This window comes from Pseudomonas sp. CK-NBRI-02 (genome assembly GCF_008124495.1).
In the GTDB taxonomy this organism is placed as follows: Bacteria; Pseudomonadota; Gammaproteobacteria; order Pseudomonadales; family Pseudomonadaceae; genus Aquipseudomonas; species Aquipseudomonas guariconensis.
Genome location: NZ_VSJH01000002.1, coordinates 36,955 through 51,986, shown reverse-complemented (window position 1 = coordinate 51,986; position 15,032 = coordinate 36,955). Strand labels below are relative to the sequence as shown.

12 protein-coding genes and 1 other RNA gene are annotated in these 15,032 nt (G+C 62.0%); 3 read left to right on the top strand and 10 right to left on the bottom strand.

Annotated features, from left to right (window positions below; genetic code table 11):
• Positions 1 to 10 precede the first annotated feature (10 nt).
• Complete coding sequence (gene recR, locus DQ397_RS01780; RefSeq protein ID WP_043212280.1) at positions 11 to 613, bottom strand: recombination mediator RecR; 603 nt, start codon at positions 611 to 613, stop codon at positions 11 to 13.
• Positions 614 to 775: 162 nt separating this feature from the next.
• Here recR and DQ397_RS24440 point away from each other — a divergent pair, with 162 nt between their 5' ends.
• Positions 776 to 922, top strand: a complete 147-nt coding sequence (locus DQ397_RS24440) for a hypothetical protein (RefSeq protein WP_178113759.1) — start codon at positions 776 to 778, stop codon at positions 920 to 922.
• Here DQ397_RS24440 and DQ397_RS01775 read toward each other — a convergent pair.
• Both DQ397_RS01775 and dnaX read right to left on the bottom strand, forming a co-directional pair.
• On the bottom strand, positions 906 to 1,232 hold the full coding sequence (locus tag DQ397_RS01775; protein WP_043212277.1) for a YbaB/EbfC family nucleoid-associated protein: 327 nt from the start codon (positions 1,230 to 1,232) through the stop codon (positions 906 to 908). The genes DQ397_RS24440 and DQ397_RS01775 overlap by 17 nt on opposite strands.
• Before the next feature lie 65 nt (positions 1,233 to 1,297).
• On the bottom strand, positions 1,298 to 3,370 hold the full coding sequence (gene dnaX, locus DQ397_RS01770) for a DNA polymerase III subunit gamma/tau (protein WP_043212276.1): 2,073 nt from the start codon (positions 3,368 to 3,370) through the stop codon (positions 1,298 to 1,300).
• Positions 3,371 to 3,525: 155 nt separating this feature from the next.
• Between dnaX and DQ397_RS01765 the strand changes: the two genes are divergently transcribed.
• Positions 3,526 to 4,290, top strand: coding sequence for a substrate-binding periplasmic protein (locus tag DQ397_RS01765; protein WP_372240719.1), 765 nt, complete (start codon positions 3,526 to 3,528; stop codon positions 4,288 to 4,290).
• 3 nt (positions 4,291 to 4,293) lie between these two features.
• On the opposite strand, the gene DQ397_RS01760 is transcribed toward DQ397_RS01765, so the two are convergent.
• Positions 4,294 to 4,788, bottom strand: a complete 495-nt coding sequence (locus DQ397_RS01760; RefSeq protein WP_148921452.1) for a DUF2938 domain-containing protein — start codon at positions 4,786 to 4,788, stop codon at positions 4,294 to 4,296.
• Positions 4,789 to 4,871: 83 nt separating this feature from the next.
• On the opposite strand from DQ397_RS01760, the gene DQ397_RS01755 reads away from it, so the two are divergent.
• Positions 4,872 to 5,276 (top strand): helix-turn-helix domain-containing protein, encoded by a 405-nt coding sequence (locus tag DQ397_RS01755; RefSeq protein ID WP_043215544.1) that lies wholly within the window; start codon positions 4,872 to 4,874, stop codon positions 5,274 to 5,276.
• On the opposite strand, the gene DQ397_RS01750 is transcribed toward DQ397_RS01755, so the two are convergent.
• The 6 genes from DQ397_RS01750 to smc all read right to left on the bottom strand — a co-directional run bounded on the left by DQ397_RS01750 (position 5,270) and on the right by smc (position 15,032).
• Positions 5,270 to 7,204 (bottom strand): hypothetical protein, encoded by a 1,935-nt coding sequence (locus DQ397_RS01750; RefSeq protein ID WP_043215542.1) that lies wholly within the window; start codon positions 7,202 to 7,204, stop codon positions 5,270 to 5,272. The two genes, DQ397_RS01755 and DQ397_RS01750, sit on opposite strands and share 7 nt — an antisense overlap.
• 17 nt (positions 7,205 to 7,221) lie before the next feature.
• Positions 7,222 to 7,632, bottom strand: a complete 411-nt coding sequence (locus DQ397_RS01745) for a hypothetical protein (RefSeq protein ID WP_043215541.1) — start codon at positions 7,630 to 7,632, stop codon at positions 7,222 to 7,224.
• Positions 7,633 to 7,797: 165 nt separating this feature from the next.
• Positions 7,798 to 7,894, bottom strand: an RNA gene (gene ffs / locus DQ397_RS01740) — signal recognition particle sRNA small type.
• A gap of 119 nt (positions 7,895 to 8,013) precedes the next feature.
• Complete coding sequence (ligA, locus tag DQ397_RS01735) at positions 8,014 to 10,368, bottom strand: NAD-dependent DNA ligase LigA (RefSeq protein WP_043215539.1); 2,355 nt, start codon at positions 10,366 to 10,368, stop codon at positions 8,014 to 8,016.
• A gap of 99 nt (positions 10,369 to 10,467) precedes the next feature.
• Positions 10,468 to 11,340: a cell division protein ZipA gene (gene zipA / locus DQ397_RS01730; protein ID WP_043215536.1), complete on the bottom strand. Its 873-nt coding sequence runs from the start codon at positions 11,338 to 11,340 to the stop codon at positions 10,468 to 10,470.
• A gap of 203 nt (positions 11,341 to 11,543) precedes the next feature.
• Entirely contained in the window at positions 11,544 to 15,032 is a 3,489-nt protein-coding gene (smc, locus tag DQ397_RS01725; RefSeq protein ID WP_043215535.1) for a chromosome segregation protein SMC, read from the bottom strand.

Here is a 15,032-nt window from a genome sequence, read left to right as displayed (position 1 = left end):
TGTTCATGATTCAGAGCGAGATCGGCTTACGCCCGGCGAAGGCATGAGCCAAGGTACCGCCATCGACCAGCTCCAGCTCCCCACCCAACGGCACGCCATGGGCGATTCGCGAGGCGATCAGGCCTTTCTCGGTCAGCAACTGGGCGATGTAATGGGCGGTTGCCTCCCCTTCCACGGTAGGGTTGGTCGCCAGAATCACTTCGGTGAAGCTGCCTTGCTCCTCGATCAGTGCCATCAATTGCGGAATACCGATCGCATCCGGGCCAAGCCCGTCCAACGGTGACAGATGCCCCTTCAGGACGAAGTAGCGGCCTCGGTACCCTGTCTGCTCCACTGCATACACATCCATCGGACCTTCGACCACACAAAGTTGTGTGTCGTCTCGGCGCGTATCGGCGCATTGCGGGCACAATTCCTGCTCGGTCAGGGTCCGGCATTGACGGCAGTGGCCGACGCCTTCCATGGCCTGGCTCAGGGCCTGGGCCAGACGCAGACCGCCACTGCGGTCGCGCTCGAGCAACTGCAGGGCCATACGCTGGGCGGTTTTCTGGCCGACACCGGGCAGCGTGCGCAAGGCGTCGATCAGTTGGCGGATCAGGGGGCTGAAGCTCATGGGAAAGGCCTGACAGATCAATAGGAGGCGGTTTATACCGGCCGGGGTCATATACGTCAAATACCCCCCTTCAAGCGGCCACCAGCAACGACCTCACATCCCGCCGCCCTTGCTCTTCATGCGCGATAGTCCAGACACCATCAATCACGTATGAAGAGGGGCATGGGCAGCGAACCCGTTGTCGCTGATGTGCTGGATCAGCATGGCTTTTCACAGCCAAATAAAAAAGCCGCCCCGATCATCGGTAGCGGCTTTTCGATGCGCAGCCAGTCATTGCCTGGCCAGGCAACAGTCAGAACGGCATCTTGAAGCCCGGTGGCAGCTGCATGCCTGCAGTCATGCTACCCATCTTCTCCTGGCTGTTCTGCTCGACCTTGCGCACTGCATCGTTCACAGCAGCAGCGATCAAGTCTTCCAGCACTTCCTTGTCCTCTTGCATCAGGCTGTCATCGATGCTGATGCGCTTGACGTCATGACGACCGGTCATCACCACGCTGACCAAGCCGGCACCGGATTGGCCAGTCACTTCAGCATTGGCCAGCTCTTCCTGCATCTTGGCCATTTTTTCCTGCATCTGCTGGGCCTGCTTCATCAGGCCGGCCATGCCACCTTTCATCATGGGGGTACACCTCGATTGGGTCATGTGATGCGCCCCGGCTCGCTACCGGGCGCATGGTTATCCGTTCATTCGCCCTGGCTGACCAGGGCTTGCACAGGCTCAATAGTATCCTGTCGTACCGTCGCACCGAACTGCCGGATCATCTGCTGGATGAGTGGGTCCTGCTCGATCGATACCTCAGCCTCGCGCTGGCGCTCTGCACGCTTGCGCGCAGCAGCCTGGGCCGGAGTTTCCTGCTCGGGGCGGATCAGTTCGATCTTCAGTCGCAGGGTTCGTCCCAAGTGCTGATTCAGCGCATCGTTCAGCCGGCGCTGCTGGGTCGTATTGAACAGCGCGCCCTGCCCCGGGTCCAGATGCAGCAGCCAATCGTCACCATCAGCGGCAATCAGCGTACAGTTTGCGGCGATGTTGCCTGTCATACCGGAGACAGGCAACTGTGGGAATAATTCCAGCCATTGCAGAGCCAAGCCCGTGGCCGGCTTGGCCGCTGGCAGAGGCTCCGGCGCCTTCGCCGGCTCGGCTTCGTGCACATGCTCGGCCAATTCGTCCAGGTAGCTGAAACCTGCCGGATCGCTGTCAGGCGTGTAGTAATCCTCATCGAGCGGCGGTTCGTCGTCGCGGTCCATGCCTGCCGAGCCGTAGGCTGACGGATCGAAAGGCGGCTCGTCATGGCTTGGGCTCTGACTGGACACCGGAACAGTCTGAGCCTGCGGCGCGGGCGAGACGTCGGGCGCAGGTGACGCGACGGGGTCTTCCCACGGCAGGTCGATGACGTCCTCCACCACCACATCCGGCTCCGGCGCAGCTACCTCGACTTGTCGCTCGGGCTCGGGCGCAGGTACCGGGTCGACAACCGCTGACGGTGGTTCGACCGGCGGCACAGCCGCTGGCTCAGCAGCAACAGCTGCCTGGGCCGGCGTCTCGGATTGCTCGGGAACACTCGCGACAGGCGGCTCGACGACAGGCGTCGCGGCTGCCACCGGTTTTGCCGGATCAGCTGTGGCCTGGCTGATCCCCACCGGCTTTAGTACCGGCTTCGGCGCATCTTCGGCATCCGCCGGGCGGAAAGCCAGCATGCGTAACAGGACCATCTCGAATCCGCCCCGCGGATCCGGCGCCAACGGCAGGTCCCGTCGACCGATCAGGCCCATCTGGTAATAGAACTGCACATCCTCGGCCGGCAATGCCGAGGCCAGGGCCAGCACGCGGTCACGATCGCCCTGGCCGTTGTCCACGGCCTCTGGCAGCGCCTGGGCGATCGCGACCCGGTGAAGCACATTGAGCATCTCGGCCAGCACGCCGTTCCAGTCCGGCCCCTGTTCGGCGAGATTGCGCACGGCCTCCAGCAGCGCCCGCGCATCGCCCTCCAGCAGCGCCTGGAGTACGCCATACACCTGACCATGGTCGAGGGTGCCGAGCATTGCCCGGACATCGGCGGCCAGCACCTTGCCCTCACCGAAAGCGATGGCCTGGTCGGTCAGGCTCATGGCGTCGCGCATGGAGCCATCAGCCGCACGGCCGAGCAGCCACAGGGCATCCTCCTCGAACGGTACGTTTTCGGCAGCCAGGACGTGGCTCAGATGCTCCACCACCCGCTCCGGGCTCATGTTCTTCAACGAGAACTGCAGGCAACGAGACAGGATGGTCGCCGGAAGCTTCTGCGGATCGGTGGTCGCGAGGATGAACTTGACGTAAGGCGGAGGCTCTTCCAGCGTCTTCAACAGGGCGTTGAACGAGTGGGTGGAAAGCATGTGCACTTCGTCGATCAGATAGACCTTGAAACGCCCACGGCTCGGCGCGTACTGCACGTTGTCGAGCAGTTCACGGGTGTCCTCGACCTTGGTCCGGCTCGCCGCGTCGATCTCGATCAGGTCGACGAAGCGCCCCTCGTCGATCTCTCGGCAGACCGAACAGGTACCGCAGGGTGTTGAGGTAATACCGGTTTCGCAGTTCAGGCACTTGGCGATGATCCGCGCGATCGTGGTCTTGCCCACGCCGCGCGTACCGGTGAATAGATAGGCATGGTGCAGGCGCTGGTTGTCCAGGGCGTTGATCAAAGCCTTGAGCACATGGGCCTGGCCGACCATTTCGCGGAACGAGCGCGGGCGCCATTTACGTGCAAGAACCTGATAACTCATCAAAAAACCATCGCAACCTGAACAAGCGGAAGATCGCTAATGCTAGCGGAGCGGGGGCAAAATTGCACCCTGCCGAACTCGTCTAAGCTAAGGACAAACGCACGCATTGGCAGCGATCAAGGAGGATTGACGTGCACAAAGCCCTGCTCATCCTCATGCTCTGGGCCGGCAACGCCCTGGCCGAGCAGCCAGTGCTGCGATTCTCCGTCGCCGAAAGCTGGAGCATGCCGCTGATCCGCATCGAACAGGACCAGCCGGTGGAGGGCATTCTGTTCGATCTGATGCAGACACTGGCCCGGGAGACAGGCACACGGGCGGAATATCACGTCATGGCACGCCTGCGGGTGCAACAGGCGATGGACGCGAACGAAGTCGATGTACGCTGCCATGTGACCCCGGCGTGGTTCGACAACCGCTTCGACAAGTTCCTGTGGAGTGTCCCTCTCCTTCACCAGCGTGACCTGCTGGTCGGGAGCCCCGGTCAGTACGCTCCTACCCGCCTTGAACAACTGCCGACTCAGGCCGTCGGCACAGTCCTAGGCTATCGCTACCCCTCACTGGACGCATTGTTTGACCAAGGCCGGTTACGTCGCGAAGACAGTCGCAATCAGGTTCTCGTCTTGCAAAAGCTCCAGGCAGGCCGCTACCGCCATGCCGTGAGCAATGAATTCTCACTGCTATGGTTCAATCGCACACTGCCCCCGGCGCAACAATTACAGGCCCTTGCCGTACTGGAGGAGCAGGACTTGCGTTGTATCGTGCGCAATGACCCGACAGTCCCCACCCAGGCAGTGCTCAACGCCCTGGCACACATGAAGCAATCAGGGCAGATCGAGCGGATTCTGCAGCGCTACAGCCCCCCGCCCACAGAGCCGGTCAGCTCGCAGACAGTGACATCGTCCCAGATTCTCGATCGCTGACCCTCACCACGGGCCCGCCTGCACCAGCATCGCACTCAAGAACAACCCCACCCCGAACACCATATGCGTCGCGACGCTGCGCAGGCAGCTGACCAGCGGCTTGGGCGTACGCGACGCAAAGAAGCCTGCCCCCAAGGCAGGCTGCATGAAACAAAGCGGTGCCACGACCGAGCACAAGCCGAAAGCCAGGGCCGGCCAGAGTGTTGGCGAGCTCAGCCACGCCTCCCCTGCCAAACTCACCAGCAATGCTGCAAGGGCGAGGCCGGTGGCGTAGTGCATGAGCCAGCCCAGTGCGCGTTCGTGCCTAATGGGCGCGGCCTGGGCGATTGCTTCATGGCGCAGATGCCCATGTCCCATATGGCCTACCCAACGTCCGACCATCGCATAGTTCAAGGTGGCAACGCCTATACGCTTGAGCATCAACGTCCACAGGTCCATGACCAGCGTGGCGCCGATGCCGATCGACAAAGTACTTAGGAAAGCAGTTGTGGCAGACATACGAACGCCCTCTGGCATTGACGGAAAATTCCATGCCGCGCAGCATAGAAGTTGAAGTCAACTTCAAGTCAAGGGATGCACAAATGGACATCGCCGATGTGGCCAGGCGCACAGGGGTACCGGCCTCGACACTGCGCTACTACGCCAAGAAAGGTCTGATCAGGTCGCTGTCCAGGCAGGGCGAGCGCCGACAATTCCCTGCCGATATCGCCCAGCGGCTGGGGTTGATCGCCCTAGGCCAGGCTGCAGGATTTTCACTGGATGAAGTGGGGGCGATGTTGGTGGAGCAGCAAGTCGATCGACAGATGCTGCGAGACAAGGCCGACGAACTGGATCAACGAATCAAGCGCCTGCAAGCGATGAGCAAAGGCCTTCGTCATGCGGCGGCATGTCCTGAAGAGGATCACCTGAACTGCCCGACGTTTCAGCGACTGCTGAAGCTTGCCGCCGCCAGTACACGAGCGAAAAAGCAGGCCAAGCCTCAGTAACCGTGCGATTCCCGGAACGGTTGGCTCTTATGGTAGGCCACCCATTCCTCTACCTCATAGGGCAGGTAAAGCTGACGCCGCGCCCGCGAAAGTGCGATGTACACTGCACAGACCCGAGCATCGAACGCATAGGCGTCCTTGAAGGGGTCGGTGCTCATCAGCTCCGGCGTCAACAGCACGCGCTCGAACTCCAACCCTCCCGCATCCTGGGCCAGCATCAACAGAACGCTGCCGGGCTGGCCGGTCACCCGAGCCTTGACCTTGTTCAGCTCAGCGATACGGAAGCCTTCCTGCAGCCTGGCCTCGACCCAGACGAATGCAGCATCGTGCTGATGGATTTCGCGAACCTGCCGCCAATCCGTGGAGTGAGCGAAGGACGGATGCGACTCGTCACTATCCTGCTCTCCCCTGAACAACCTGATCGCGGTTTCCATGAAGCCCTGCAGGTTCATCTGCTCGGCAAAGGCGATTGCGTAATGCTTGCCGGCCAGTTCCATCGCCCATTTCATCGCGTCCCAGTGGGATGCGGTCAACACCACGCAGCCCTCCGGCGGCATAAAGCCTTCTGGATAGAACTCCACGCCGACCTCGGCGCTACCCGCGCCCTCGAATGCCAGCTTGGACTTTTGCGAATGCACGCTGATCAGCGGGTTGATCAAGCGCTCGACCTGAGGACCGCTACGCACGGAGAAGGCGATATCGCGCTGACGCACCTCGCGCTGCCTGCGCAGTCCCGGCCCCCAGGCGCGCTGGTACTCATCGCCAAGGGTAATCAGGACCTGACGGCCACGCTCGATGATCTGCAACAAGGACGCCGGCACGTCCTGGCTCTCGTCGATGATCACGTGGCTATAGCGGGCCGGCACACTGCAACCGGCAAGGCTTGCACGCTTGATCAGCAACAGTGCCAGGAATCCCGTGTGGCTGTCCCAGGCAGGATTAGCCTGGAGGTAGGTCCACAGCCGGCTTGAGTATTCCAGCAGTACCCGACTGTCGAGGTTGGACAGCGGGTGTTCGAAATAGGGCAGGTGCCGGGCAGTGATGCTGTAGTCCCAGGACTCGCAGTAGTTCTTCAGCAGCTCAAGGCAGATCTCCAGCGTTTTCTCCGGTCCGTACTGGCGAAAACCGAGAATGCCCAGTTCCTCGGCCAAGGCACGTTTGCGCGGAACCCTCACGGCCTTGGCAGGAGCGCGTCGCGAGCCCTGCAACAACTCATGGGCGAATTCGCCAAACGTCTTGCCTCGCTTGCTATCGGCAGCGACACCCAGGCGCCGCCGCAGCGCGTGCAATTTGCCGGAGGTACGCGCCAGCGGCAGCACGCTCCCCGCGGGCAGGCAGTCCATCAATGCCCCGAGCAAATAGCTCTTGCCGATACCCGCATAGCCTTGAACGTGCAAGTCCTCGTCCGGATTGGCCCGCACTATCCTGACCAGCTTGTCCTGCTCGGCGGTGAGCCAGCGCTCCCTGTCGAACCTGGTGATCGCTTGCTGACGAAACGGATTGTTGCGCTGGTGGCGGCGGATCTTGAACTCGAAATCCCACTTGCCATCAGGTAACAGGTACTCGCCGGCCGCCACTTCGTCAGCCATCAGCAAATGCAGCTTCGAGCCTTTGATGAGCTCCAGCCCGAAGTACAGTTTTCGCGCATCGAACAACCGCCGCGCTTCCGACAACAGCCCTATCCCAGGTGAATGGCGAACATCGACCGACCAGGCCATCAGCCTGGCCAGTACCTTTTCGGCTGCAGAGGGATCGAGCACCTGCCCCTTGGCCTCGACAAGATTCTGGATAACCAATACCGCTGCCAACTGCGCATCGCCCAGCGCATCGAGCGCGCTGTGATCCTGGGCATCGAGCAACCCCTGGCAGGTCTCCAGGGAGACCGGCAGGAACACGGGGTTGGTGAAATCGTAGTGTTCAGGTTGCATACGCGCTCACGGGAAAATCATTCAACGCGGCAAGGCCCGTCGGCCTCGGCCACTGTCAGGGTGTACTCGTACGTCCCAAGGCTGCCCGACATGCCGCCCGGATAGCTTCGTGCTTCTGGGAGGCCGGCTTCCAGCATGCCGTCGAGTTCATAGATTGCCATTTCCAGCAGCTTGCGCAGGTCCCGGGCGCTACCAGCCGAAACCTTGAGCTCAAAACCCAAAGCCCCTTGAGCGACGACGCCCTGATCAGTGTTTGCAATGACTTCGGCCTCGCCGAGGATGCGCTCATGCTCCTCTTCCATCTGGTCGAGCACCCTCGACAGCTCCAGAACCCGCTCGGGATGGGCAGCCATCAGGTCCTTGATTTCCAGGCGACGGATTTGCCAATCACGGATCTTGTGGCGGGTCTGGTCATCTAGGTGATCCATGGGCGTACCTCAGGAGGTGAAACAGCGAACGGAATGCCTTGCATGATAAGGCGCTCGCAGGGGCGGGAGAAAGACGCGCGGTATTACCAGACGTTGAATACTGGCGCAGGGAGAGAGGTAGGAGAGACAGGTGAATCGCTTGGCGGACGCCAGAAATGGAGGCGGCCCCACCAGCCACACCCCGGCACACGATGTTCCCGCTATGGCTGCTCCCTTCCGGGCCTGACCAGGTTAACGGGTAATCGTTGCGGGGGGACCGATGGGGCCACCACGACGGCTCGCCATGTGACGAGCCGCGCCATTGTACCGGTCTGGGGCGAAGTTACAACCTCTGCATCGAGAAAAAACCATCATTTCTCAATGACTTGTCCCCTCCGCTGGTCAGACGGCGATGCCGTGACCCTCAAGGAAGGCGACAAACGCTTCCTCATCCAGCACCTTGACACCTAGCTCGCTGGCCTTGGCGAGCTTGGAGCCCGCACCGGGCCCGGCGACGACGCAATGGGTCTTGCTGGAAACCGATCCTGCCACCTTGGCACCGAGGCTTTCCAGCTTGTCCTTGGCGATGTCACGGCTCATGCGTTCCAGGGTGCCGGTCAGCACCCAGGTCTGCCCGGCCAGGGGCAGCCCTTGCGCGACCCTCTTCTCGCTGGCCCAGTGCATGCCGAAGTCGAGCAATTGCGCTTCAATGGCACGGGCCAGCTGCTGGTTGGCCTCGACTCTGAAGAACTCCCGCACCGCCTCGGCCTGCTTGGTGTTCAGAGCCTGGCGCAGGTCAATACCATCGGCTTCGATGATCTTGTCCAGGGTACCCAGCTTGTCCACCAGTTTTTCCGCGCCCGTCGGCCCGACCGAGGGGATATCGAGCTTGGCGATCATGCCCGCCAAGGTAGTACTGGCGGCGAACTCGGCCGCCAGTTCGCCCTCATCCTGCAACTGCATACCACTGTCGAGCAACTGCTGGATGACCTCACGGTTGTGGTCATCCTCGAAGAAGTTATGGATCTCGTAAGCGACTTCCAGGCCAATGTCAGGCAGATAGGTCAGCACCTGCGGCAGCGCCTTTTGCACCCGCGCCAGGCTGCCCAAGGAGCGGGCCAGGACTTTGGCGGTCTCCTCGCCGACATCCGGAATCCCCAAGGCGAAGATGAAGCGCGCAAGGCTGGGCTGCTTGCTGGCCTGGATCGCCTCCAGCAACTTGTTGCTGGACACTTCGGCAAAGCCCTCGAGCTCGACGATTTGCTCGAACTTCAGGTCGTACAGGTCGGCCGGAGAGCGGATCAATCCTTCGTCAACCAATTGCTCGACGCTCTTTTCGCCCAGGCCGTCGATATCCATGGCTCGGCGCGAAACGTAATGGATGATCGCCTGCTTGAGCTGGGCGGCACAGGCCAGGCGCCCTACGCAGCGGTAAACCGCGCCTTCACTGGTGGTCTCCTTGCCTTTGCTGCGCTTGACCAACTGGGTGCGCTCGACTTGCGAGCCACAGACCGGGCACTGACTGGGCACAACCACAGGACGGGCGTTGTCGGGACGGCGCTCGATCACCACCTGCATCACTTGCGGAATGACGTCACCGGCCCGACGGATGATCACGCTATCGCCAATCATCAGACCCAGGCGGGCGATTTCATCCATGTTGTGCAGCGTGGCGTTGGAGACCGTGACACCAGCCACCTTCACCGGCTTGAGCCGCGCCACGGGGGTGACGGCGCCAGTGCGGCCGACCTGGAACTCGACGTCGAGCACTTCGGTGAGTTCTTCCATGGCCGGGAACTTGTGGGCGATGGCCCAACGCGGCTCCCGGGCTCGAAAGCCCAGCTCGCGCTGGGCAGCCAGGCTGTTGACCTTGAACACCACACCGTCGATCTCGTAAGGCAGATCGTTGCGGCGGGCGCCAATGTCGCGGTAGTACGCCAAGCATTGCTCCACCCCTGCGGCATGGCGCAGCTCGCGACTGATGGGCAAGCCCCAGGTCTTGAGCTTCTCCAGGATACCGATATGGCTGTCGGCGATGGCCTCGGAGACCTGGCCCAGCCCGTAGCAGCAGAATTCCAGGGGGCGGCTGGCTGTAATCTTGGAGTCCAGCTGGCGCAAACTGCCGGCAGCGGCGTTGCGCGGATTGGCGAAGGTCTTGCCGCCGCTCTCGGCCTGGGCGGCGTTCAGGCGCTCGAAGCCGGCCTTGCTCATGTACACCTCGCCGCGCACCTCAAGCACCGCCGGCCAGCCTTCGCCGTGCAGCTTGAGCGGGATGTTGCGAACAGTACGCACGTTAGCGCTGATGTCCTCGCCCGTGGTGCCATCCCCCCGAGTGGCGCCCTGCACCAGTTGGCCGTCGCGATACAGCAGGCTGACTGCAAGGCCATCGAGCTTGGGCTCACAGCTGTAATCGACCGCGGCCTGCTCAGCGAACAGATCGCCGGCCGGCAGATCCAGCCCCTCCACCACGCGCCGATCGAAGTCGCGCAGGTCGTCTTCCTCGAAGGCATTGCCCAGGCTGAGCATAGGAATTTCGTGGCGCACCTGGCTGAACGCCGCCAGCGCCGCCCCGCCGACGCGCTGGGTTGGCGAATCGGGCGTCACAAGGTGCGGATACTCGGCCTCCAGCGCCTTGAGCTCGTTGAACAGACGGTCGTATTCGGCGTCAGGCACGCTCGGCTCGTCCAGCACGTAATAGCGGTAATTGTGCTGTTCGAGTTCGGCACGCAGTTCATGGATACGGTTTTCGGCGTTCATCGTTCATCTTCTCTTGCAACGCAAAAGAGCAGCACAGGGCTGCTCTTTTTGCTCAAATCGGGCGGGCAGGATCAAGGCAGGTCCGCCCGCTGGGGGCCATCAACGCTTCTGGGTCAGCGCGCGACGCTCGAACTCGACGATGCGCTGGCGGTAGTGCTCGATGGTCTGGGCGGTCAGTACGCTACGCTGGTCATCCTTGAGCTCGCCGTTGAGTTCATGGGCCAGCTTGCGGGCGGCAGCGACCATCACGTCGAAGGCCTGCTTGGGGTGACGCGGGCCTGGCAGGCCCAGGAAGAAGCTCACCGCGCGAGTGCTGAAATGGTCGATATCGTCCAGATCGAACACCCCTGGCTTGACCGCATTGGCCATGGAGAACAGCACTTCGCCGTGACCGGCCATGCTCTCGTGCCGATGGAAGATGTCCATCTCGCCGAAACGCAGGCCGCTTTCGAGGATGTTCTGCAGCAGGGCCGGCCCCTTGAACCCCCCCTCGTCGCGGGAGATCACGCTGATCACCAGTACTTCCTCGGCCGGAGGCAGTTCTTTGACTGTATTGCCCGCGCCTGCACCGTTGTGGCGGCTGTGTTCGGCAGGACGATCATCATCGGCGTCGGCAAACAGGTCCGGCTCACGCGGCTCGGCAGCCAGGTTCAGGTCGCCCTGCTGTGGCTCGCTGGCGCGCTTGCCACGTTTGTTGGTTTTGGCTGGCTTGGGCTCACGCTCACGCGCCGGGGCGCTGACCGAAGGCAGATCGCTTTCGTCCAGCTCGGGTTCTTTTTGGGTTTCCAGTACGCGTGCAGGGCCCAGTACCTCGGCGCTGCCCTCGTCGTCCGGCAGATTGGAGTAGCTGCGATCCAGACGGAATTTCAACTTGCCCTTGCCGCCGCGCATGCGGCGCCAGCCGTCGAAAAGAATACCGGCGATGACAATGACGCCGATGACGATCAGCCATTCGCGCAGACCGATTTCCATGTAATCCCGTGCCTCTAAAAAATATGCTTGAAAACAAAGGCTTCAAAGCCCTTTAACACGTGGCGCCAACTCTATGTTCTGACAGGCGTTTTACCCACGCAAAAAATAAGTGACATAAAGCTAGCACGACCAAAGGCAACTTTACACCGTCTGTCGCACATGTCGGGGGGATTTCCCCACGTATCCTGCCTTATCTTCGCTCATCAGGCATCGACCATGGCCAACGCTTCCTCCACATCAACTGCAACAAGACGTGAGCAGCCTGGCTCGTGCATGGTCACCCCCATCAATTGATCGGCCATTTCCATGGCAATCTTGTTATGGGTGATGTAGATGAATTGCACGCTTTCGCTCATTTCCTTCACCAACCTGGCGTAACGTCCGACGTTGGCATCGTCCAGCGGCGCATCGACCTCGTCGAGCATGCAGAACGGTGCCGGGTTCAGCTTGAAGATGGCGAACACCAGTGCGAGGGCGGTCAACGCCTTCTCGCCACCGGACAGCAGATGGATGGTGCTGTTCTTCTTGCCCGGCGGGCGCGCCATGATCGTCACCCCAGTATCGAGTAGATCTTCGCCCGTCAGTTCCAGGTAAGCACTGCCGCCACCGAAAACTTTTGGAAAAAGTGCCTGCAAACCGGCATTTATCTGATCAAAGGTATCCTTGAAGCGATTACGGGTTTCCTTGTCGATCTTGCGGATGACGCTTTCCAGTGTCTCCAGTGCTTCCACCAGGTCGGCATCCTGGGCGTCCAGGTAACGCTTGCGTTCGGACTGCTGCTGGTATTCCTCGATGGCCGCCAGGTTGATTGCGCCCAGGCGCTGGATGCGCCCGTCCAGTTGCTCGAGCTCTTGCTCGGTGCCCTGCTCGCTCGCCTCGGGCTCGAGGATGGCGAGCACACCCTGCAAGTCATAGCCATCGGCCAGCAGTTGCTCCTGCAGCGTCTTGCGACGCACATCCAGGCCCTGGGACTCCAGGCGGGACTGCTCAAGCTGACCGCGCAGCAACTGAGCCTGTTGCTCGGCCTGGGTTCGACGGCGCTCGGCATCGCGCAGTTCACGGTCGGCTTCATCCATATGCAGACGAGCCTGGCGCATTTCCTCATCGACGCTCATGCGCCGCTCCAGCAGCTCTTCGAGCTTCAGGCGCTGTTCTTCCAGCGGCGCTTCGCCCTCCTCCAGATTGAGGCTCAGTTGCTCCTGGCGCTCGCTCAGGCGTGCCGCCTGTAGCTCCAAACGCTCCAGGGCCTGACGGGTGGAATCATGCTGGGCCCGCAGGGAGCCCAGGCGCACCGCCAACTGATGGGCATGATCCTTGTGCTGACGAGCCTCCTGACGGATACGATCGAGCCCTTCGCGCAGAGTGTCGCGCCGGGCCATCAGTTGCTCGCGCTGCTCGGTGTCTTGAGCCATCCGCTCCAGGGCTTCCTGTAACAGCAGACGGGCCTCGCCCAGTTGCTCATGCTCCATGGCCCGCTGCTCTTGCAGCTCGGCCAATTCTTCTTGCAGCCGGCGGCAGCGCAGCTGCACCTGCTCGGCGCGGGCTCGCCCGGCCGAAAGCCGCGCCTTGAGTTCGCCGAGCTGGCGGTTTTCGTCCTGACTGCGTCGGCGCAGCTGTTCACGCTGCGCTTCCAGGTCGCGCTGTTGTCCGCGCAGGTCCTGAAGGTGTTGCTCCAGTTGCTCCAGACGCGACTGGAGTTCGAGCTGCTCATGCCCCAGGCGTTCGATTTCCTGGCCACGGGCCAGTACCCCGCCTTGGGACTCCCCACCCCGGCTGATCCGCAAAAAGTGCCGGCCGATCCAATATCCGTCTCGACTGACCAGGCTCTGACCTTCCGTCAGCCCGGCTCGCAAGGCCAAGGCCTGTTCGAGACTCTCCACGGGACGTACCTGACCGAGCCAGGGCGCAAGATCGGTGCGGCCCTCGACTTTGTCCAGCAGGCTGCCCGGCAGTCGAGCCCCCTGCGTGCTCGCCAGCAGCAGCCGCAGTTCGCCCTGCTCCAGGGCAGTGAAATCCAGTGAGGCGAAGTCTTCGACCAACACTGCTTGCAGATCGGCACCCAGCACGGTCTCGACCGCCAGCTCCCAGCCTGGCTCGACCCGCAGCCCTTCAGCCAGCCGCGGCTTATGCTCCAGCCCTTGGCCGCGCAGCCAGTCACTGGCACCCGCACCGGGCTCCAGGGCCGCCTGCTGCAATGCTTCCAGAGATGCCAGGCGCCCGCCTAAACGTTGCAGTTCGCCTTGGGACTGCTGATGAGTCTCAGTAGCCTGTTGCAACTGCTCGCGTACCGCGTCGAGCTGCTCGAGCACCTGTTGCTCGCTCATCTGAAGCGTTTCGAGCTCCAGTTCGCTACCAGCCACTTGCTCGGTCAACTCGAACAACGCGGCGTCTTCGGGTTCGGCCGCGAGCTGCTCGCGCTCTTCCTCCAGCTTGCGTTGACGCTCGGCCAAACGCTCCAGGCCAGCCTCCAGCTGCTGCAAACGGGACTGTTGCACTTCAGCCTGGCGCCGCGGCTCGGCGGACTGGGTATTGAAACTGTCCCATTGCTCCTGCCAGGCGTGCATGCCCAGCTCAGCCTCCTCGAGGGTGGCGGTCGCCTCTTCGGCGCTGGCCAAGGTCAGTTCCTGCTCGGGTTCGAGCATCGCCAGCTCTTCACCCAGGGTCGCCAGCAACGTGCGGTCATGCCCTAGGTGCGACTCAGTTTCCAGGCGGGTGCGCTCGGCTTCCTTGAGGTCGTCTTGCAATTGGCGTAAGCGTTGCTGGCCATGCTGGATGCTCTGTTCCACACGGGCGATGTCGCCGGCGACGGAATAGAAGCGACCCTGGACCTGATTGAAGCGCTCTGACAGCTCATGATGGCCGTCACGCAGGCGCTCGATACTCGCATCGGCATTGCGCTGCTCGGCCACCAGGGCTTCAAAAGCCACCTCCTGATCGCCGATGACCGCTTCGCGCTGGCGCACGCGCTCATCCAGCTCGCGCCAACGCAGGGCTGACAGGCGCGCCTTGAGTTGGCGCTCCTGGGCCTTGTACTCCCGGTATTTCTCGGCGGCCTGGGCCTGGCGGTGCAGGCGTTCAAGCTGGCGTTCGAGCTCCTCGCGAAGGTCGGTCAGGCGCGCCAGGTTCTCCTGGGTACGACGAATGCGGCTCTCGGTTTCGCGGCGACGCTCCTTGTATTTGGAGATGCCTGCGGCTTCTTCGATGAAGTTACGCAGCTCCTCTGGCTTGGCCTCGATGAGCTTGGAGATCATCCCTTGCTCGATGATCGAGTAGCTGCGCGGCCCGAGGCCGGTGCCGAGGAAGATGTCCGTGATATCACGCCGCCGGCATTTGGTGCCGTTCAGGTAATAGGTGTTTTGCCCGTCGCGGGTGACCTTGCGGCGGATGGAAATCTCGGCGTAGGCGGCGTACTCGCCCAGCAACGTAGTCTCGCTGTTGTCGAACACCAGCTCGATGCTGGCCTGGCTCACCGGCTTGCGGCCGGATGAGCCATTGAAGATCACGTCGGTCATCGACTCGCCGCGCAGGTTCTTGGCCGAGCTTTCGCCCATCACCCAGCGCACCGCATCGATGATGTTGGATTTCCCGCAGCCATTGGGACCTACCACGGCGGCCATGTTGCTGGGGAAATTGACCGTGGTCGGATCGACGAACGACTTGAACCCGGCCAATCGAATGCACTTCAGGCGCAT

What these genes read in the sequence shown, in the direction of transcription:
- DQ397_RS01765 (WP_372240719.1), top strand. Translation starts at nt 3,526, where the DNA reads ATGCTCTGGGCCGGCAACGCCCTGGCCGAGCAGCCAGTGCTGCGATTC.
- DQ397_RS24440 (WP_178113759.1), top strand. Translation starts at nt 776, where the DNA reads ATGGGCAGCGAACCCGTTGTCGCTGATGTGCTGGATCAGCATGGCTTT.
- zipA (WP_043215536.1), bottom strand. Translation starts at nt 11,340, where the DNA reads ATGGAAATCGGTCTGCGCGAATGGCTGATCGTCATCGGCGTCATTGTC.
- smc (WP_043215535.1), bottom strand. Translation starts at nt 15,032, where the DNA reads ATGCGCCTGAAGTGCATTCGATTGGCCGGGTTCAAGTCGTTCGTCGAT.
- DQ397_RS01755 (WP_043215544.1), top strand. Translation starts at nt 4,872, where the DNA reads ATGGACATCGCCGATGTGGCCAGGCGCACAGGGGTACCGGCCTCGACA.
- DQ397_RS01760 (WP_148921452.1), bottom strand. Translation starts at nt 4,788, where the DNA reads ATGTCTGCCACAACTGCTTTCCTAAGTACTTTGTCGATCGGCATCGGC.
- DQ397_RS01750 (WP_043215542.1), bottom strand. Translation starts at nt 7,204, where the DNA reads ATGCAACCTGAACACTACGATTTCACCAACCCCGTGTTCCTGCCGGTC.
- dnaX (WP_043212276.1), bottom strand. Translation starts at nt 3,370, where the DNA reads ATGAGTTATCAGGTTCTTGCACGTAAATGGCGCCCGCGCTCGTTCCGC.
- recR (WP_043212280.1), bottom strand. Translation starts at nt 613, where the DNA reads ATGAGCTTCAGCCCCCTGATCCGCCAACTGATCGACGCCTTGCGCACG.
- DQ397_RS01775 (WP_043212277.1), bottom strand. Translation starts at nt 1,232, where the DNA reads ATGATGAAAGGTGGCATGGCCGGCCTGATGAAGCAGGCCCAGCAGATG.
- ligA (WP_043215539.1), bottom strand. Translation starts at nt 10,368, where the DNA reads ATGAACGCCGAAAACCGTATCCATGAACTGCGTGCCGAACTCGAACAG.
- DQ397_RS01745 (WP_043215541.1), bottom strand. Translation starts at nt 7,632, where the DNA reads ATGGATCACCTAGATGACCAGACCCGCCACAAGATCCGTGATTGGCAA.